The organism is Natronococcus amylolyticus DSM 10524, assembly GCF_000337675.1.
In the GTDB taxonomy this organism is placed as follows: Archaea; Halobacteriota; Halobacteria; order Halobacteriales; family Natrialbaceae; genus Natronococcus; species Natronococcus amylolyticus.
Genome location: NZ_AOIB01000043.1, coordinates 25252 through 44137 on the forward strand (window position 1 = coordinate 25252; position 18886 = coordinate 44137).

Consider the following 18886-nt stretch of genomic DNA (forward strand, 5'->3'; position numbering starts at 1 on the left):
TAGCCGTCACAGTGACCACACTCGTATCAGTCGCTGGAGGAGTTTGTTGCAGACGTGATTGGAAAGCGTCTGTGAGAAACCGGTGCTGCCACGCTGGCGTATTGCCCCCGACTAGTCGGGACGAATGAACAAGCAGACCAGTACACGCCTAATATGTTAGCTTTGTACTCTCGGATCGCCTGAACTTGATAGCTCCTTGGCACTCTTCCACACATAATCCAAAGAGTTACAATATGGTTCTCTTATGGGGGTGATACGGAACGCCAGGATAGCTAAATCAACCGAATTAGGGCATGTACCACTGCTATCACCTATAGCTCAATGCCCGAGTAAAATCACTATAGCAGCTACAGAGAAAACATCGTTAAAATGAGAGATACAATCGACGGAGGACAGGTATGAAGCTCCGGCAGCCTACCGACTTCCTGATCCTCGAGGAACTCGAAGACAAAGGACGCAACGTCGCGACAAACTTAGCACAACATACCGGAAAGTCACGCAAGAACGTCAATACGAGACTTCCTGTGCTTGAGGACTATGGTCTTGTTCAGAAGATCGGACCAGCTGAGCGATCTGGTCTGTACGAGATTACGCGGTTAGGAAAAGCAGCGATTATCTACCAAGACGAATACGACGACGCTGACGACTTCGAATCACTCCTCGAATGACCTTTGGTCGCTGTTGATCGGCCTATGAAATCCAATCAGAGGTTGGGACTGTGGTCTTAGCCAGAACCTGGTATCAACTGGCCCGCACACGGTGGCGCGGGGCTTGTCAGTGAACTCGGTCTCGACCGACCGTGGTTAGTCGGATGGGACAAATCCCCGGTTCGGCGTTCACGAGAGCATAGCTCTCGTGCAGCCCATTAGGTTTCTGCGAAACCTGAGGACGTCACCGTTCCTGACTTCAGGACGAGTTGAAAACTGACTTCTCACCGAAAGTAGAGAGTGTCTATAATGATAGCAAGGCCGAACGCGACACTTCCGCCGGTAACGACGATCAGTGTGAGCGACTGATCGGCGCGCAGGAGGGCAAGGATGAGTATCGTGTATGCTGCGTATATTATCGTAAGAGCAACGCCAAACCAGAGCCATCGGATCTGTTCGGAAGCATCCGTCTCTCCCATCTCGTCAGTGCTCATTCGTAGTGCTTCTCGTATTCGCGCCCGACTCTCGTGTAGCTTACCTACCACAGCGGGTGTCCTGTCCCGGTTGTAACGCACGAACTGCGATACCGCCGCCGCTATGGTCCTACACGATGGCCGCTGTTCGAGACGCCCGCGTCAATCGGGGGCACCGAGTACTGGGTTCAAGGCGCTGCGAGGTGAGCGTATTGGCAGCAATGTCTGCTCAGGGCTCCATCACGTTCGTGCCGAGCGTCCACTTCTCACCGACGCACCGTCGCCGTGTCCGTGAGACGATTCGCGCGGAAGCCCCCGACCTCGTCGCCGTCGAACTCGACGAGTTCCGGTTCGAGCACCTCGACCGCGACCGGCGACCGACCTTCGACGACGTCGCACGAACCTTCCCGTCGACGCCGGCAGCGGCCACCTACGGCGCCATTACAGCGCTCCAGCGAACCGTCGTCCGGCTCTCTGGGCTCGACCCGGAGACAACCGATATGGAGGCTGCTATCGAGACGGCAGCCGAACTGGATACCGAGATCGCGCTCATCGACGAGCGAATCGCGAAAACGCTTGCTGAACTCAGTTCGCGGGTGAGTCTCGAGACGCTACCGAAGCTCTGCCTGCGGATGCAGCGGTTGGGACCACAAATGCAGGCCGCCCAAATAGAGTCGCTCACACAGCCGGTTGACGAGATCGAACACGGCGACGACGTCCAGCCTGCAATCGACCAGTTGCGACAGTTGCTCCCCGAAGTCGCCGAAGTCATGATCGACCGGCGCGACCGAGTGATGGCCCAACGACTCCACCGGCTTCGTCGCGAGGGCAACGACGTGGTCGCGGTCATCGGCGCCGGCCACCATAACGGGATCCAACACGCCCTCGAAGAACTCGAGAGTGGAGATACCGATCCCGATCCGGAAATCTCGCTGCCGATCCGCTCGTCCACGAGGACGGTCGTTCGGATTCCGATCAACTGACTTCCGATGACAGCGTCTCGGCCATTCTTGTTGGCAGACAACTAGGGCTTTCGCTCTTATCGCTATTTCTGGTAGTTCAACAGTGACACTATCTCTCCTTCAGACGTCAATTCGAGACTTCTCGTTCCATACTCCGAAGACCACCACCTCCGGTCATACTATGAAGGCGAAGACGATACAAACGGCCTCTGTCTTTAATCAGCAAGAGAATCCCACCGTTCACGGTGAGGAGGATGTCATCACTCGGGTTTCGTGTGTGTGTGAATCACCGGTAGCGTCGTCGAACCACTCGTTGAACCGATCCAGATACCGTTGCTTGGCGGTCATTCCGAACTGGAAGGGGTTCATCATGGTGACAGCGAAAACACTCCCAGCGCGGTGAAATCGCAGCCGCTAACCCGGTTCTATCAATAACGTTGATCATGCAACTTGAGACGAGTTCTTGGACCGAGATTGAGACGGTGGCACCGAAGACAGCACTTGTTCCCATCGGGAGTACGGAACAGCACGGCCCGCACGCGCCCGTCGGGACCGACACGATCATTGCACGATCGATGGCTAATGAGGCAGATCACGTGTGGAATGGCGAGTCAATTGTGCTTCCGGCGCTGCCGGTCGGGGTCGCCCCCTACCACGGTCGCTTTCCCGGGACGTTGTCAGTGTCGACGGAGACGCTCCGTCGCTACACTCGCGACGTTGTGGAGTCGCTTACAGACTCGAGTGTCGAAACAGTCATATTTGTCAACGGGCACGGCGGGAACAGTCAGACGCTGTCAAACCTCGCCCGTGAAATGACCGACGCAGACGAGATCAATCTCGAGGTGTACTGTTGGGAATGGATGCGTGCTGTCGACGAGACCGTCGGTCACGCGGGGGAACTCGAGACATCTGTGCTCTTACATCTCTGTCCAGATGACGTCGGGGAACCAGTTTCTGGCGATGCTTCGACATGGGGTGCCATAGTCGACGGCGGCGCTCTCCACCAGTTCACCGATGAGTTTAGTGAGAACGGCGCAGTCGGTGATGCAGCTGGTGCCTCGACCACGCAGGGAGAAGATGCTGTCTCTTATACACATCNCCTCCCTCGCGCCATCAGAGATGTGTATAAGAGACAGATAATATACTTCTCGTAATTCGGTTCCTGTCCCCAGAGCAGGGGATCCTCCAGTAGTTCGTACTCGACGGTTTCGAGTCCTTGCTCTTGGAGAAACGCTTTCAACTCCTCCGGTGGTCGACCGTCGTACAGCGGCAGGTCGTTGTGGATTTCCTCGTAGCCCTCGAAGGTCTCGTCAAAATCCCAGTGTCCTTCGATCAAGACGATCCGCCCGCCGGGGCGGATGACACGTCGCCACTCCTCGATCGCGCGCTCCGGAGAAGGGAGCGTCCAGATGAGGTGGCGTGCTGTCACCAGATCGTAGGAGTCATCTGGTTGGGTCAGGTTCTCTGCATCGCCCCGTTGGAACGTGGCAGACAGTTCCGACTGGTCGACTTTTGTTCGTGCCTGATCAAGCATCTCCGACGCGAAATCGACGCCCGTGACATCGTGACCGAGCTCCGCGAGCAGCAGCGAGATTACACCGGTGCCACAGCCGACGTCGAGGATCTGTTTTGTCGGTTCGCCCGTCCACGGTTGTAGGACCGACAGCCACGCTTCACGCTGTGCATCGCTGTGGATGCCGTGCTGGCTGTCGTCTTCGAACGAGTCGGCACGGTCACCCCAGTATTCTCGGATGGCCGCTTTGATATCGTCTTCCGGTTGGTCTGAGCGCGTCATGGTTCCTCCACCGTAATCGACTCCAGGCCGTACCGCGATTCCGTCGGATGGGGTTCGTAGCCATTGACCTCGACTGCGGTCGCGACGACGTTCGTATAGCTCGTTAGGACGGCGATTGGGGCGTCCTCGAGCACGATCGACTGAACCTCGTGGTACCGCTCACGTCGCTGCTCGCGATCCTCGACTTCCCGAGCCTCTTCGAGTAAGGCGTCAACCTCCTCGTTCTCGTAGCCGTGGTGGAGATCGCCATCGGAGTGGAACATGTCGGCGAGCCTGTCAGGGTCGGGATACCACAGCGTCCCCCAGGAGGTGAGGTAGGCATCGAAGGAGCCCTGGGAAACCTTGTCGAGCATCGTGCCGTACTCGACGACGGTTATTTCGAGGTTGATGTCGACATCAGCGAGTTGGCCCTGGAGTGCCTCGGCGAGCAACGGGAGGCTCCGGTCATCGAAGGTGACGACTTCGATTTCAAACTCCTCGCCGTCGCGACTCCGGACCCCGCCGTCAGCACCGTTCGTCCAACCGGCGTCCTCGAGCAACTGGCGGGCTCGGTCGGGATCGTACAGCGTTTCCTCAAGGTCCGGATCCGCCCAGTCGGTTATTTCCGGGGAGATGGGACCGACGGCGGGAGTGTCGACGCCCTCAAGGACGGATTCAGTGAGTTGCTCCCGGTCAACAGCGTAGTTCACCGCCTGCCGAACCTGCTCGTCGTCGAACGGCTCAATGGTTGTATCGAAGGTCAGGAAGCGAATCCGGGGGATTTCGGGTGTGTAGACGTCGACCCCGTCCGTTTCTTCGAGTTCGCTTACGGTCTCCTGGGGCAGGATGCGAGCCATTTCGAGTTCGCCGTTCTCGAGGCTCATGCGACGGGTCTGGTCGTCCTCGACGACCTCGTACTGAACGGATTCGATCGTAGGAACCTCACCGTAGTAATCGTCGTTGCGGACTGCCCGGAGTTCCGTACCTGGCTGCATCGACTCGAAGACGAACGGGCCGGTACTGATCGGCTCGACGATCTCGCTGTCCTCGAACGATCCAGGGCTCAGGATAACCGCGTCATTACGGGAGAGGTGGGCCGGAAGCGGGGCAAAGGCGGACTCAGTCTCGACGGCGACCATCGAGTCGTCGACAGCTTCGACGGCTGTAATCGGCACGCCGGCGAACGCTTCCGATCCAACGGTCCGATCGAGAGAGTTGACAACGATGTCAGCGGTGAGTTCCTCGCCGTCGTGGAAGACAACGTTTTCTCGTAGCGAGAACTCCCAGCGGGTGTCCTCGACGCGCTCCCAGTCGGTTGCCAGTCCAGGGGTGGGTTCGGCGTCGTAGTCGACGCTCACAAGAGCCTCGGTAATGCCGAGTCGCCTGAGCGGGGAGCCGTCCTCGAGTGGGTCTCGGCCGACGTCCCACGGCGAGCCGATACGGAACTCGTCCTCGTCGCTATCGGCGAGACAGCCCGCGAGCGCGAGCGTGCCAGCGCCGAGAGTAGTTTTCAGTGCGGTGCGTCGATCCATCGTGAAGTCTATCTCTTCTGGCATGGTTGAGTATCGATTATTTTTCGTCTTGATCGTCAGTAAGCTCGTTCGCGTAGTGACACCGGGAGTTGGCGTCCCCAACGGTCTCCCAGGCCGGCTCGAGTCGCTCACACTTCTCGTCAGCCATCGAACACCGGGGATGGAACGCGCAGCCCGACGGCGGATCGGTTGGGCTCGGCGGTTCGCCTGCCAGTCGAGTCTCATCGTCCATTGGCTCGCCGTCCGGGATGGCCTCGAGTAACGCCGCCGTGTAGGGGTGGGCCGGCTTCGAAAGGACCTGGCTCGCCGGACCGGCCTCGAGGAGCTGGCTTAGGTACATCGTCGCGACGCGATCCGCGACGTGACGGACGACCTCGAGGTCGTGGGAGACGAACAGGTACGCTAGACCGAGCTGGCTCTGGAGTCGCTCGAGCAGGTTGAGAACAGTCGCTTGGACCGAGACGTCCAGGGCGGCTGTCGGCTCGTCGAGTACCAAGACGGTAGGTTCGACGGCTAGCCCCCGGGCGATTGCCACCCGCTGGAGCTGTCCACCCGAGAGCTGGCGAGGGTACCGATCGGCGTACTCCTCTGGGAGTTCGACCAGCGAGAGCAACTCCTCGATCCGCTCCTCTCGACGGCGCTTCCCCCAGCCAGCCTCGAGAAGCGGCTCGGCGAGCGACTCCCTGACCGTTCGCTTCGGGTTGAGGCTTGTCCCCGGATTCTGGAAGACGACACCGACGTCGGCGAGCTGGCCGTCCCGCCTTGAGTCGACGTCGCCGACAGGTTCGCCGTCGAGCCTAACTGTGCCCGTGGTCGGTGATTCGAGGCCGGCGATCACGCGAGCAAGTGTCGACTTCCCACAGCCCGATTCACCGACCAGCCCGAGGGTCTCGCCAGCCCGGAGATCGAGGCAGACATCGTCGACCGCCGTCAGCCGGTCGTCCGTTCCGAGAATCCGATCGAGCACGGCATCGGTGGTCCGGAAGGTCTTGGTAACGCCCTCGAGCTCGAGGACCGGTCGGCCGACGGCGCTCCTGGACGGGCTGACTGTGGTGTCCGTCGGCGAGTCCACTTGAACACCGCCGTCGACTGCTACGGCCACGTTCTGTTCGCGATCTCCCGGATCCGGACCCGGACCGTCAATCGGGTCGGCGGCCGTAGCCTCACGCATGGCCTCGATATCGGCCTCTCGTGCCTCGGGCACGTCACAGCGGACGGTTCGCTTATCATCAAGGTCGGAGGCCGGCCGTTCGCCCTCTCGGCAGCCTTCGCGGGCGAACGGACACCGGTCGACGAAGACACAGCCGGCCGACGGCGGGGAACCGTCGGGTGGACTCCCGCTGACGGTCGGCAGCGTCTCGCCCGGTTCGGATCGGCTAGGGAGACACCCCAGAAGCGCCTTGGTGTAGGGGTGTGCGGGCCTCGAGAGCAGTTGTTCTGTCGGCCCGGACTCGACGACGACCCCGTCGTACATGATGACGATTCGATCACACAGCTGAGAGACGACGCCGAGGTCGTGACTGATGAGTAAGAGACCCATTTCGTACTCGTCATTGATCGTTTTGAGCCGCTCTAAGACCGCCGCTTGGGTGGTCGTATCGAGCGCCGTCGTCGGCTCGTCAGCAATCAGTAGTGAGGGGCGGCGGGCAAGCGCAATCGCGAGCATCACCCGCTGGCGCATGCCGCCGCTGAACTGGTGGGGGTAGTCGTCGATCCGATCTTTGGGTTGCGGGATACCAACCTCGCGCAGCAACTCGAGGACTCGCTCCCGAGTCCGTTTCGAACCCACTCGGGACCGAACGCCTGCGAACAGTTCCCGGAAGAATGGCTGGTCGTCGGGATCGCGATGGACACGAATCGCCTCGGCGATCTGCTCGCCGACGGTGTAGGCCGGGTTGAGCGTCGTCTCAGGATCCTGGAATACCATCGCGAGTTCGCGCCCGCGTAGCCGCTGGAGCGTCCGGTCGTCAGCCGCGGACAGGTCCGTTCCACCGAACTCGATACTGCCGCATGTGATCTCGCCAGGGTCCTCGAGGCGGACGATCGAGCGGGCGGTAACGGACTTGCCACAACCGCTCTCGCCGACCAGTCCGACGATTTCGCCGGTGTCGACCGAGAAAGAGGCCCCGTTGACCGCGTGGGCCGGACCGGATCGGGTGCGAAACCGGACGTGGAGGTCCGAAACGTCGAGGCGCATTCAGGATCGCCCCCGCTCGCGTTCCCCGAGGTGGTCGGGATCCAAGACGTCACGCAGGCCGTCCCCGAGGACATTGAAGCCGATAACGGTGGCCATGATGGCGATCCCCGGCGCGGTGACGATCCATGGAGCCGAGCGCAAGTAGTCTCGTCCCCCCGCGATCATCGTTCCCCACTCAGGGGTAGGTGGCTGTGCGCCCAGTCCGAGAAAGGACAGTCCGGCAGCGGTGAGTACGATCGTCCCGAGGTTCATCGTCGCTAGAACCACAACGGGGTTTACCACGTTCGGCAACAGGTGCCGCCGGGCGATCCGCCGCTGTGGCGTGCCATAGAGACGGGCGGCCTCGACGAACGGCCGATCCTTCACTTCGAGGACGTTCCCTCGCACGACACGTGCATAGGAGGCCCAACCGACGACCGAGAGCGCGATCATGACGTTCCGAAGGCTCGGGCCGAGCACCCCCGCGATCACGAGCGCGAGCACGAGTCCCGGAAAGGCCAGTTGAATGTCGACTAGCCGCATCAATGCGGTGTCGACGAGCCCGCCGACATAGCCTGCCAGCAGCCCGATCGTCGTCCCGATAACGACGCGGACGGCCGTCGCGGCGACTGCCAGCGCAAGTGAAACCCGTGCACCGTGGACGATCCGCGTTGCCACGTCACGCCCGAGCGCGTCGGTCCCAAGTGGGTGAGCGAGTGAGGGTCCCTCGAAGCGGGCCTCGAGTACCTGTGCCGTCGGATCGTATGGGGAGACGAGTGGGCCAAAGACGGCGACGACGGCGAGCAGGCAGACAACTGTCCCGCCGAATCGAACTCCCGGGGTCGTCCGGAGCGACCACGCGAATTGTGAGCGGGTTCGCTCACTGAGCCACTCGCGGACGGCGTCCAGGGACCGCCACATATTTTCAGCGTGACGCTCGCTCACGCGTGCTCACCCCGTTCAATCCGCGGGTCGAGGGCGACGTAGGCCAGATCGACCAGCTGGTTGGTGATCACGAACGCGACCGCCGTCACGAGCACGACTCCCTGAACGATCGGGTAGTCCCGTGCGAAGACGGCGTCAACGAGCAAGGTTCCGAGACCAGGTCGCTGAAAGACGACTTCGACAACCACCGCACCATTAAGGACGAAACCGAACTGAAGGCCGACGATCGTCACAACCGGGATTAAGGCATTTCGCAGGGCGTGTTTGTACACCACAAGCCGCTCGCTGACGCCTTTCGATCGGGCAGTGTCGACGTACTCTTCCTCTAAGACCTCGAGCATCGACGTCCTGACGATCCGGGTCACGATCGCCGCCAAGCCGGTCCCGAGGGTAATTGCCGGAAGTAGGAGGTGGGCGAGTGTGCCCGACCCCGATGTAGGGGTGAGCCCGAGGTGCAACGCGAAGAGAAGGATCAACAGGTAGCCGAGCCAGAAGTTCGGCATTGAGATGCCCAGCAGGGCGGCAAACTGGCTCGTTCGGTCGATCCAGGTATCACGGTGGACGGCACTCACGACTCCGACGGGGATCGAAAGTGCGAGTGAAACGGCCATCGCTGCGAGTGCGAGTTCCACGGTGTTTGGGAGGTACTGGAGCAAGAGCGTCGTTACTGGCTCCGAACTGGCGTAGGAGGTTCCGAGGTCTCCCCGGAAGATGCCGGTGAGCCACTCGATGTACTGGATCACAAACGGCTCGTCCAGGCCGTGTTCGGCCCGGAACATAGCGACCTCGCTTTCCGAAGGTGAACTCCCGCGTCGCTCGTGGAGGATCGTGTGGGCCGGGTCACCGGGGGTGAGATAGATCAACCCGTAGGTGATCAGGGAGACGCCCGCTATCACGACCGTCAGCGAGCCCAGCCGGGAGAGGAGCGCGCGTAACATGGCTACCGGATTGCTCGAGCCATCGTAGTTTTCATCGCCGTATCTGGATCAAATGCGCTCGATGAACAGTGGTATCCGACCAGCATACGCGGTCTTTGGCCGCTCGCAACACGTATTGGCAGTACGAAGTCGACCACATCACACAATCTAATTTGTAGATCTGAAAGTGCGCTTGTAAAGCTTCGGATATTTTGACGCCGAAGGACGGATTGGAACGAGCCCACCCGCCCAGTGTTCTTCGGATTTACGCAGCACACATTAGTAAGATTGTCGAATATATTAATAACTATTGCTATATAGATCTGTATAATTGTTAAGAAGCTTCTACGTTATATGTGATTCATAGAAAGAATCCTGTTAGACAGAGATGTCATAAATTGGCTGACGGGTGACGCCCTGGTATAGTAAACAATAGGTTCAGATGGGATCTTCATCCATGTCTTCGCCGACCTCCGGATTACTGCGGTCGGTCAGACATCGCCGCTTGCATCGGGACGCTCACGTCCGCTTGACCACCCCATTGAAGACGTAGATCCGACCGGTGTTCTCGAGCTCGTCGAACGAAGCGAGAACCGTCTCACAACTGTAGCCTGTTTCATCGATAATCGCTTCGATCAGGAACTGCTTCGTCCACGTGCCTCGAGAGAGCCGAGTGAGGATCTCTCCTCCCGGAGATCGAGTGTTCGCTTCCGTCGATGTGTGTTGAGAGTCCATTGAACTTGTTCACCACAGGCCGACGGCGGGCCGAACTCCCTCGCTCTCTCCGAGAGAGAGCCGAGAGCGAACACACCCGCCGCTAATCGTTTGATAATTAACACTACTACTGCAACGGGATTTTAGCCGAATGAAAGGGCGGTGGGATACCTCGTTGGAAAGAACCCATCTCTACCGCCCCCCTCCCTCGGTGCTTGTGGTGAACTTGTTCACAGCCTCCGGATCGCTGTGAAGTGCTTCAAAATCGACGACGATCGCCTTCGTCTGCTTCCCGTCGTCGATCTCGACACTCCCGAACTGACGCTCTCTGGCCTCGCTTCGCGTGAGGATCCAGTGATGCTGCTCGGGAAGATCCTCGATCAGGTCGTAGGCGTAGCGCCGTGAGACGCCGGTCACCGTCACGATCTTTGCGGCGTCAATCACGACCGCGGGCTGCTCGCCGGTACGATTGTTCTCGGCGCCGGCGACGATCTGACGGACCTTTCCATCCTTGCTGCTCGAGCCGTCCTCAAGGACCTCCATCCGTGCCTCAAGGGCTTCGAGGCGATCGCGAAGTTCGTTGTTCTCGTCCTCGAGCTCGCTGACGCGGTCGTCGGTGTTCTCGAGCCAGCTCGAGAACGCGTCCAGTCGTGCCTCGAAGTCGTTGACACGGTCGTGAAGTGAGTCGACCAGCTCCTTCATGTCCTCGGCGCTTCGAGGAGCGACGCTCATCGAATCACCTCGTGGACGCCGAAGGTACGCCGGCAGTTGCGACACTCCCAGCGTGAGCGATCGTTCGCGAGACGCCAAGCCTCAGGCAGGATCCAGCCACACTCGGGACAGTCGGGCTCGTACGCGCTCGTCGACGAGCTCACGCACGCTCACCTCCTGATGTCTCAGCAGGGCCAGAGGTGGCCGACGTCATGTTGCCACCCCCCTTACTTCCGCTGTAACAGGTGTGGCTTTGAACCTGAGGTTCAGTTCTTTGCTCGAGTCGAAACCAGCGAGAAACCCGAGACTAAGGAGTAGAAGCTTTGAACCTGAGGATGCAAGCCGGTGGAGGGATTTGAACCCTCGACCTAATCCTTACGAAGGATTCGCTCTGCCAGTCTGAGCTACACCGGCACGTCGACGAGTGCATTTATTCGTACGTCCGATACCGTCCATAAGGGTTGCGAATCGCGACGGTCGTGATATCGCGTTTCGTACGATGACCTATCGCTCGAGCCGGACGTCCAGACAGACGTTCAGCTCGTGGGGTGCGTACGAACGGACCGTGTGCCGCGTCTCGACGGATACCTCGTACTCGGGCTCGGCGGCCTCGCGGATCGCGCGCTCGCCCGGACCGAACGGGTCGTCCTCGTGCTGGATGTCGTAGTAGTGCAGCGTACAGTCCTCGCCCGCGATCGTCACTGCCGACTCGAGGAACGCGTCTGCGCTGTGGGGCAGGTTCATCACGATCCTGTCGGCCCAGCTCTCGTGGTCGGGGGCGACGTCGCGGACGTCGTCGCAGATCGCCGTGACGCGGTCTTCAACACCGTTTCGGCGGGCGTTCTCGCGAAGGTAGTCGATCGCGGTCTCGTTGACGTCGACGCCCACGCAGTCGGCGCCGCGTTTCGCGAACGGGATCACGAAGGGGCCGACGCCTGCGAACATGTCGAACGTGTGCTCTCCCTCCGTTACCTGTTGGGCAACCCGGTGGCGTTCGGTCGCGAGCCGGGGCGAGAAGTACACCTCGGCGAGGTCCAGCGCGAACTCGCAGCCGTACTCGCGGTGGACGACCTCGGTCCCCTCGCCCGCGAGCAGCTCCCAGTCCCGAACCCGCGTCTCGCCTTTGACCTTCGAGGCCTTGTTCAACACGGTGTCGACGGGGAGATCAGACTCGAGGATGGCGTCGGCGATCGCCCGCGCGCGCTCGGTGTCATCCTCGTCGAGTAGGGCGGCCTTGCCGAGGCGTTCGTAGGACGGCTCGAACGAAAGCAACTCCGCGGGGGTCGTCTGGCTCTGACGCTCGTCGACGGCTCGCTCGACGACCTCGTACTCGCTCGAGAGCGCCTCGGGGTCGGTGACCGGGACGTATAGCCAGCCCTCCGCGACGGTGATCTCGTAGTCGTCGTTGATCAGGTCCGCCTCGGCCAGAGTCGAGCGCGTCGCCTCGCCCGCCTCGGGTTCGACGCGGACACACGGCACCTCCATACCGACACTCGCCACCGCCGGCTCCTAACGCTGACGCTTCGATCGCCGTGTCGAAAGCTTATAACGGCCGCTCGCGCTACCGACGGCCATGCTCACCTTCATCGGGCTCGGGCTCTACGACGAGCGGTCGATCACCGTCGAGGGCCGACGAGCGCTCCGGGAGGCCGATCGGGTCTACGCCGAGTTCTACACCAGCAAGCTGCTCGGGACGACCGTCGAGGAGCTCGAGTCGGCCCACGACGTCTCGATCGAGGTTCGCGATCGGGCGGGCGTCGAGCAGGACCCCGAGGAGATGCTCGCCGCGGCCGAGGACGAGGATGTGGCCTTCCTGACGGCCGGCGATACGATGATCTCGACGACTCACGTCGACCTCCGGCTGCGGGCCCACGAGCGCGGGATCGAGACGCGGGTGATTCACGGCGTCACCGCCCAGACGGCCGCCAGCTCCCTGACCGGGCTACAGAACTACCGGTTCGGGAAGGCGACGACGCTTCCCTTCCCCTACGCTCACGGCGCCGACGGGCTCCCCTCGAGCGTGACCGGGACGATCGACGCGAACCGCGCGGACGGGCACCACACCGTCGTTTATCTGGATATTAAGGCCGAGCGCGGCGAGTACATGACCGCCGACGTCGGTGCCGAGCTACTGGCCGAGGTCTACCCGGATCTCGTCGGAGTCGTCGTCGCTCGAGCCGGCAGTCCCGACCCCCTCGTCGCAGCCGGGACGATGACCGAACTCGCACAGCGGTCGTTCGGCGATCCGCTGCACCTGCTGGTCGTCCCCGGGGACTGTCACCTTCTCGAGGCCGACGCGCTCGTCGAGCTGGCTGGTGCCGATCGGTCCACTCTGGAAATCGTCTGAAACCGCCAGCAGGCGGGGTGTTAGCTATCGGATAAGCGTCTCCGCACCGATCGGTCTCGGATACAGTCCTTTCGGGAAGAAGGTTTAGTACCTCTATTAACAAGTATACAGGTGCGGAAAGTTCAGATCACACATGGATAACGGTACTAACACTGGATTCGGGTCGTCCAGGCGGCGGCTGCTAGCCGCTGTCGGTGCAACGTCGGCGACGCTCGCCGGCTGTACGGACTTCCTGTCCGAAGACGAAAACGGCGACGACGGTGGGAACGGCGACGACGAGGGGAACGGTGACGATTCGAACGGCGGGAACGGCGACGACTCCGACGACGGTGGGGACGGCGGAGGCGAGACGCTGTGGCCCGCGATCGACGACGGCGAACTGCTGGCCGACTTCGAGGAGGAGCCGAGTCGGCGGTCGGGCGAGCTCTCGATGTCGTCCGACGAGGCGCGACGAGGATCGCAGGCCGCGGTCGTCGAGGACGAAGACGGCGAGGAGGCGGGGCTGACCGTCTACTTCTCGGACGGGATCGATCTCACCGAGCACGACGTCTCGTTTGCGGTCAAACCGGAGTCCGCAAACCGGATCGTCGTCGAGTTTGTCGCGCCCGGCCGGGGGAGCCGGCTTACGACCGTTCGAACCGTTCCCGGTGAGTTCACGGGCTGGTTCCGGCTCGACTGCGGGTACGAACACAAACCCGGCGACGAGCCGGACCTCTCGAACGTCACCGCGATCAACATCCTCGCGACGAACGACGGCCGACCGATCAAGATGGCCGTCGACGACCTCCGAAAGGTCGAGTCCGTCGACAACGGGAAGGCGATCCTCCTGTTCCACGGCGGTTACGAGTCCCAGTACGAGATCGCCGCCGACATGCTCGAGGAGCGAGGCTGGGCCGCAGCCGTCCCGCTCCCGCCCGAAGCGATCGGTGAGGGCGGTCGGATGGACGCGACGCAGCTCCAGGAGCTGCAGGACCGTGGCTGGGACATCTGTTCGAACCCGTCGACGACGACGGCGCTCTCGGACTCGCCCCAGGACCGCCAGCGAACGGTCCTCGAGAACTCGAAGAACATGCTCGAGGAACAGGGCTTCGAGGACGGCGCGCGCCACTTGCTCGTCCCTGGCGATCGGATGAGCGAGGAGACCTACGAGGTCGTCAGGGACGTTCACGAGACGGCGTTCCTGTTCGGCTCCTGTCCGAGCACGATGCCGCCGACGGAGCGTCACATGATCCCGCACATCTGGGGTCCCGCACTTCACGACGGCGTGCGCCGGCACATCAACCTCGTCGACCAGTACAACCAGCTCACCGTCCTTCGGATGCAGCGAATCGTCGACACGGACGATCCCGAAGACGGCGAGATGAGCCTCGACGACTTCGAGCACCTGCTCAACCACCTCGAACACCGCGGACTCGACGTGATCACGCCCTCCGACCTCGTCGACGAGAGCTACGAGCGCGAGACCGACGACGACGTAGACGACGAGCGCCCCGAAGGGACGATCCTCGAGGCGGGTCGCTCCTACGAGTTCGAGGGCGACGGATCGACGGCCGAGACTGTCGAGCTCGACGAGGGGGTCGTCGTCGCGAGTTTCTCCCACGACGGCGACGACGAGTTCGTCGTGGAGCTCGACGGCGACGTGCTCGCGACGACCGCCGGACAGACGACCGGCGAATCCATCCTTCCAGTCGACGGCGGCAGCTATCAGCTCGAGATAGCGGGCGACGGGGAGTGGCTCGTCGACCTCTCGCAGCCGGAGATCCACGGGGAGGACCTCGAGGAGCTTCCGGTCGAGCGCTCCGGTAACGGCTCCTCGTTCGTCGGCCCGCTCTGGGCGCCCGACGACGTCTCGCTCTCGCTGACCCACGACGGCGACGGCGAGTTCGTCGTCACCGGCTACGGCGCCGACGGGAGCTACGAACAGCTCGTCGATCAGACTGGATCGTTCGACAGCCCGCGGTCGTACGCGGCGGCCGGGACGGTCTGGATCGACATCGAGGCCGATGGCAACTGGACGCTCGAGGCCGAGGACGCCTGAACGTCGGAACCGTCGTAGCTGTAGCGTAGCTGGAAAGCGCTCGCTCGTCCCACCCATTTTTCGTCCGTTCGATTTCGCCGGCCTCGTTTCGAGCGGTACCGCCGCCCGGATGGCGAGCCGGCCTACAGAACAAGCGGGCCGAGCGCTTCGGGGTCGTCCGGAGGACTTCCTCTTCCGTGACTGAGCGGAGATTCGCTCCGCGCTGTCCGCGAGACCGGAGGTCTCGCTTGACGACGAGAGAGCAACGCTCTCTCGAACCACTCGACCCCGAGGCGGTTCACAGCCGGTCGATAATCGCGTTCGTTACGTCCTCGGTGCTGGCATCGCCGCCGAGGTCGCCCGTCCGCGGTCCCGCTTCCAGGGTCGTTTCGACCGCCGACCGGACCGCCGCGGCCTCCTCGTCGTACTCGAGGTACTCGAGGAGCATCGCCGCCGAGAGGATCGCCGCGGCGGGGTTGGCGGCGCCCTCGCCGGCGATGTCGGGGGCGGTGCCGTGGACGGGTTCGAACAGCGCCCGCTCGGGGCCGACGTTCGCGGAGGGGAGCAGGCCGAGTCCACCGACCAGCCCGGCCGCGAGATCCGAGAGGACGTCGCCCGCGAGGTTCGGACAGACGACGACGTCGAACTGCTCGGGGTCGAGACAGACCTTCGTCGCGAAGGCGTCCATCAGCACCTCGTCGGTTTCGACGCCAGCCTCGCTGGCGACGTCGGCGACCGTCTCGCGGAAGAGCCCGTCCGTCTCGCGCATCACGTTCGCCTTGTGGGCGATCGTGAAGCCGTCGTGGTCGCCCTGCTGGACGTAGTCGCAGGCGAACTCCGCGAGCCGTCGGGAGGCCGTCTCCGTCGTCACGCGGGTCAGCGTCGCGACGTCGTCGGTGAGCCGATCCTCGTGGCCCGCGTAGACGCCCTCGGTGTTCTCCCGGAGGAAGACGAGGTCGGTCTCGGGACGGACGGCGTCGACGCCCGGATACGCGGTCGCGGGACGGACGTTGACGAACGAGCCGACGGCCTCCCGCAGCGGGAGGATGACGTCGGCCGCGGTCTCGCCGGCCGCGCCGAACAGCGTCGCGTCGGTCGACGCGGCGAGGTCGTACGTCTCCTGGGGCAGCGGGTCGCCAGTCTCCTCGGCAACCGCGTCGCCGGCCTCGGCCTCGGTGAACTCGAAGTCGATCTCGAGGGCGTTCAGTACGTCGACCGCTGCGGGCGTGACCTCCTGCCCGATTCCGTCACCGGGCACGACGGCGATCTCGTGAGTCATGTCGGACTCTCGCGTGCCGGGGAAAAAGAGGGTATCGAAAACCACGAGAACTGCCCGCCTGCGAGGCAGAAATCGGATCAGGACCGCGCCAGCCGCGCGACGCCGACCGCGACGACCACGCCGGCCGCGGCGAGAACGATCAGGCCTGGTCCGCCCGAATCGCCCTCGGTAGGCGCGACGACGACGGTCTCGGTCGTTCCCTCCTCGACAGCCCCCGTTTCGACCGTGGTCGACTCGAGATCCGATCCCGAGGCCGTCACCGTGTACTCCTCGTCGGTTCCGGGAACCGCAACCTCGAGCGTGCCGTCCGCAGCCGTGCGCTCGTCCGGCTCGAGCGTCTCTCCCGCCTCTGACTCGACGACGACTGAGGCGTTTTCGATCGGGTCCCCGCTCCCGGTTTCGACCGCGACCTCGAGGGTCGAATCGCCCCGCATGTCGAACGACTTCGGCCGGGTTTCCGATCCGTCGACGGCGACCGTCCGCTCGTCCGCGAGTCGTCCGGGTGCGTCTACCTCGAGGGCGTACTCCTCGTCGCCGGGAACGGCGTCGATCCGGTAGCTCCCGTCGTCCGTTCGCTCGCCCGGATACGAACCGGTCGGTCCCGTCGCCGTGACTGTTCCATCGTCGACCGTCGTTTCGAACTGCTCGTCCGCGAGGTCGACGTCGATCGTCCCGCTACCGGCGAGCGAGAGATCGACGGTCGCCGATCCGTCGGCCGGCGGTGTCGCCGTCTCCGACGTCGGCTCGTAGCCGGAGCCCTCGGCGACGACCTCGTACTCCCGGTCGGCCTCGAGGCCCTCGAACTCGAACGTTCCCTCGGAGTCGGTCGTCGTCTCGTGGCGGTCGTCGTCGGCGGTAGCCGTAACCGTCGTCTCATCGAGGGGCGCGTCCGTGACGGTATCGGTGGCCGTCCCCTCGATCGTCGAGTACGAGCCGGCCCGCTCGATCGCCGCCGGAACGTCGATGATTCCGTGGCCGTTGCGCTGGTCGTCGGCGTCGACCGCGGTCTCGGTCAGCGCGGTCTCGAGTTCCGTCGCGTCGAGCGTCGTCGCGGTCGCCGACTGGACGAGCGCGGCCGCCCCGCCGGCCGCTGGCGCGGCCATGCTGGTGCCGCTTTTGGTCGTGTACCCGCCGCCGGGAGCCGTGCTCATAACGTCGACGCCGGGCGCGACGAGGGTCGGAACCTCGTACGAGCCGGGCCAGTGCTCCGGCGCGTCCGAACCCCACGCCTCGGCCGTCTCGATCCCCTCGCTGCTCGAGAACTCGGGGACGGTGCCCTCGTCGTCCACCGCGCCGACGCTGGTCGTCGCGTGGAGGTTGCCCGGCGACGTCGAGGTTCCCGCACCCTGGTTGCCGGCCGAGCTGATAACTGGCGTTCCGGCGTCGTTCGCGTTCTCGATCGCCTCGAGCAGCCCCGGGTTGTACCCCTCGATCCCCAGGCTCAACACGATGACATCCGCGTCCGCCTCGACGGCCCACTCGAGACCCGCGATGATGTCGCGCTGGTAGCCGACGCAGTCCTCACCCTCGCAGTGGGTCATCACGGCGCCGTGGTAGAGTTCGGCCTCGGGAGCGACGCCGATCTGCGTGCCGCTCTCGTTGCCTCCGGTGACGACACCCGAGACGTGGGTGCCGTGATCGTCGTAGGCGATCGGCTCGTCCGAGGGGTCGTCACCGAAGTCGCGCCACTCGGCGACGTCGAGATCGGGGTGGTCGCCGTCGACGCCCGAATCGAGGACCGCAACGGACGTTCCCTCGCCCTCCGTCCGGTAGGTATCCCACGCCTCGGGAACGTTTAGCTGCTCGAGCCCGGCCGAGGGACCGTCCGACTCGGACGCCTCTCCGTCGACGTCCGCGTCGGCGTCGTCGACCACTCGATCGGACGCGCCGGAAACCGCCTCGTCGGCGCTGACCGCGGAAACCCCATCGGCCTGGGCGAGCGTCTCGAGATCCATCCGATCGGTGTCGACCGTCGCGAGGACGGCCGCGGTGAGCCAGAATTCCCGTTCGACGGAGACGGCGTCGTTCGAGGCGACCTCCCGATCGAACCGGTCGTGGCTCGCCTCGGCTCGCGTCCGTCGGTCCGCGGGCTCCTCGCTGCCCTCAGACGGGGGCGACTCGAGGTGGACGAGGACGGTAACCTCGCCCTCGGCGTCCTCGAGTGCGGGATCGATCGGAGTCTCGGTGGCCGTTGCGTCGTCGACCCCAGCTGTCGGGTCGTCGACCCCGGCCAGCGGTCCGGCGGGGACGCCGACCGACCCGACCGCCGCTCCCGGGACCAGTCCGACGACCAGCACGAGCGCGAGAAGGACAGCTCTCGGCCGGGTCGCGAGACGACCGACTCCCGATCCCGGAGACATTAGTGTAATATAGAAATTCAATATACTAAATA

Annotated in this window: 14 protein-coding genes, 1 tRNA gene and 1 pseudogene; 5 read left to right on the forward strand and 11 right to left on the reverse strand. The window is 63.2% G+C overall.

Annotated elements, in window-relative coordinates:
* Positions 1–398: 398 nt before the first annotated feature.
* Positions 399–665, forward strand: a pseudogene (locus C491_RS20525) (winged helix-turn-helix domain-containing protein); the annotation flags it as partial.
* Between the two features lie 266 nt (positions 666–931).
* On the opposite strand, the gene C491_RS20530 reads toward C491_RS20525, so the two are convergent.
* Complete coding sequence (locus C491_RS20530) at positions 932–1141, reverse strand: hypothetical protein (protein ID WP_005559857.1); 210 nt, start codon at positions 1139–1141, stop codon at positions 932–934.
* Positions 1142–1341: 200 nt separating this feature from the next.
* Between C491_RS20530 and C491_RS20535 the strand changes: the two genes are divergently transcribed.
* Together C491_RS20535 and C491_RS20540 are read left to right on the forward strand one after the other, a co-directional pair.
* A complete protein-coding gene (locus tag C491_RS20535; protein ID WP_005559858.1) occupies positions 1342–2103 on the forward strand; it encodes a TraB domain-containing protein in 762 nt (253 codons plus the stop codon).
* A 422-nt stretch (positions 2104–2525) separates the two neighbouring features.
* Positions 2526–3236, forward strand: coding sequence for a creatininase family protein (locus tag C491_RS20540; RefSeq protein WP_049892445.1), 711 nt, complete (start codon positions 2526–2528; stop codon positions 3234–3236).
* Here C491_RS20540 and C491_RS20545 read toward each other — a convergent pair.
* The 8 genes from C491_RS20545 to C491_RS20585 all read right to left on the reverse strand — a co-directional run bounded on the left by C491_RS20545 (position 3170) and on the right by C491_RS20585 (position 12336).
* Positions 3170–3877 carry a class I SAM-dependent methyltransferase gene (locus C491_RS20545; protein ID WP_005559863.1) on the reverse strand — a complete coding sequence of 236 codons (708 nt, stop codon included), beginning with the start codon at positions 3875–3877 and terminating at the stop codon, positions 3170–3172. The genes C491_RS20540 and C491_RS20545 overlap by 67 nt on opposite strands.
* The gene (locus tag C491_RS20550; RefSeq protein WP_005559865.1) at positions 3874–5412 is read right to left on the reverse strand and encodes an ABC transporter substrate-binding protein; all 1539 of its coding nucleotides are present in this window, start codon (positions 5410–5412) and stop codon (positions 3874–3876) included. Before C491_RS20550 ends, C491_RS20545 begins: the two co-directional genes overlap by 4 nt.
* Positions 5413–5425: 13 nt before the next feature.
* Complete coding sequence (locus tag C491_RS20555; protein WP_005559868.1) at positions 5426–7585, reverse strand: dipeptide ABC transporter ATP-binding protein; 2160 nt, start codon at positions 7583–7585, stop codon at positions 5426–5428.
* On the reverse strand, positions 7586–8485 hold the full coding sequence (nikC, locus tag C491_RS20560) for a nickel transporter permease (protein ID WP_005559870.1): 900 nt from the start codon (positions 8483–8485) through the stop codon (positions 7586–7588).
* 20 nt (positions 8486–8505) lie between these two features.
* Positions 8506–9447 (reverse strand): nickel ABC transporter permease, encoded by a 942-nt coding sequence (gene nikB, locus C491_RS20565; RefSeq protein ID WP_005559871.1) that lies wholly within the window; start codon positions 9445–9447, stop codon positions 8506–8508.
* Between the two features lie 885 nt (positions 9448–10332).
* On the reverse strand, positions 10333–10872 hold the full coding sequence (locus tag C491_RS20575) for a hypothetical protein (protein WP_005559873.1): 540 nt from the start codon (positions 10870–10872) through the stop codon (positions 10333–10335).
* 319 nt (positions 10873–11191) lie between these two features.
* Positions 11192–11265, reverse strand: a tRNA-Thr gene (locus C491_RS20580).
* A 90-nt stretch (positions 11266–11355) separates the two neighbouring features.
* Entirely contained in the window at positions 11356–12336 is a 981-nt protein-coding gene (locus C491_RS20585) for a class I SAM-dependent methyltransferase (protein ID WP_005559874.1), read from the reverse strand.
* Positions 12337–12424: 88 nt separating this feature from the next.
* Between C491_RS20585 and dph5 the strand changes: the two genes are divergently transcribed.
* Entirely contained in the window at positions 12425–13198 is a 774-nt protein-coding gene (gene dph5 / locus C491_RS20590; RefSeq protein WP_005559875.1) for a diphthine synthase, read from the forward strand.
* A 133-nt stretch (positions 13199–13331) separates the two neighbouring features.
* Entirely contained in the window at positions 13332–15236 is a 1905-nt protein-coding gene (locus C491_RS20595; RefSeq protein ID WP_005559876.1) for a polysaccharide deacetylase family protein, read from the forward strand.
* A 277-nt stretch (positions 15237–15513) separates the two neighbouring features.
* Here C491_RS20595 and C491_RS20600 read toward each other — a convergent pair whose 3' ends face one another.
* Both C491_RS20600 and C491_RS20605 read right to left on the reverse strand, forming a co-directional pair.
* A complete protein-coding gene (locus C491_RS20600; protein WP_005559877.1) occupies positions 15514–16494 on the reverse strand; it encodes an isocitrate/isopropylmalate dehydrogenase family protein in 981 nt (326 codons plus the stop codon).
* 77 nt (positions 16495–16571) lie between these two features.
* Complete coding sequence (locus C491_RS20605) at positions 16572–18854, reverse strand: S8 family serine peptidase (protein ID WP_049892447.1); 2283 nt, start codon at positions 18852–18854, stop codon at positions 16572–16574.
* Positions 18855–18886 lie beyond the last annotated feature (32 nt).

What these genes read in the sequence shown, in the direction of transcription:
- C491_RS20530 (WP_005559857.1), bottom strand. Translation starts at nt 1,141, where the DNA reads ATGAGCACTGACGAGATGGGAGAGACGGATGCTTCCGAACAGATCCGA.
- C491_RS20535 (WP_005559858.1), top strand. Translation starts at nt 1,342, where the DNA reads ATGTCTGCTCAGGGCTCCATCACGTTCGTGCCGAGCGTCCACTTCTCA.
- C491_RS20550 (WP_005559865.1), bottom strand. Translation starts at nt 5,412, where the DNA reads ATGCCAGAAGAGATAGACTTCACGATGGATCGACGCACCGCACTGAAA.
- C491_RS20555 (WP_005559868.1), bottom strand. Translation starts at nt 7,585, where the DNA reads ATGCGCCTCGACGTTTCGGACCTCCACGTCCGGTTTCGCACCCGATCC.
- nikC (WP_005559870.1), bottom strand. Translation starts at nt 8,485, where the DNA reads ATGTGGCGGTCCCTGGACGCCGTCCGCGAGTGGCTCAGTGAGCGAACC.
- nikB (WP_005559871.1), bottom strand. Translation starts at nt 9,447, where the DNA reads ATGTTACGCGCGCTCCTCTCCCGGCTGGGCTCGCTGACGGTCGTGATA.
- C491_RS20575 (WP_005559873.1), bottom strand. Translation starts at nt 10,872, where the DNA reads ATGAGCGTCGCTCCTCGAAGCGCCGAGGACATGAAGGAGCTGGTCGAC.
- C491_RS20585 (WP_005559874.1), bottom strand. Translation starts at nt 12,336, where the DNA reads ATGGAGGTGCCGTGTGTCCGCGTCGAACCCGAGGCGGGCGAGGCGACG.
- dph5 (WP_005559875.1), top strand. Translation starts at nt 12,425, where the DNA reads ATGCTCACCTTCATCGGGCTCGGGCTCTACGACGAGCGGTCGATCACC.
- C491_RS20595 (WP_005559876.1), top strand. Translation starts at nt 13,332, where the DNA reads ATGGATAACGGTACTAACACTGGATTCGGGTCGTCCAGGCGGCGGCTG.
- C491_RS20600 (WP_005559877.1), bottom strand. Translation starts at nt 16,494, where the DNA reads ATGACTCACGAGATCGCCGTCGTGCCCGGTGACGGAATCGGGCAGGAG.
- C491_RS20605 (WP_049892447.1), bottom strand. Translation starts at nt 18,854, where the DNA reads ATGTCTCCGGGATCGGGAGTCGGTCGTCTCGCGACCCGGCCGAGAGCT.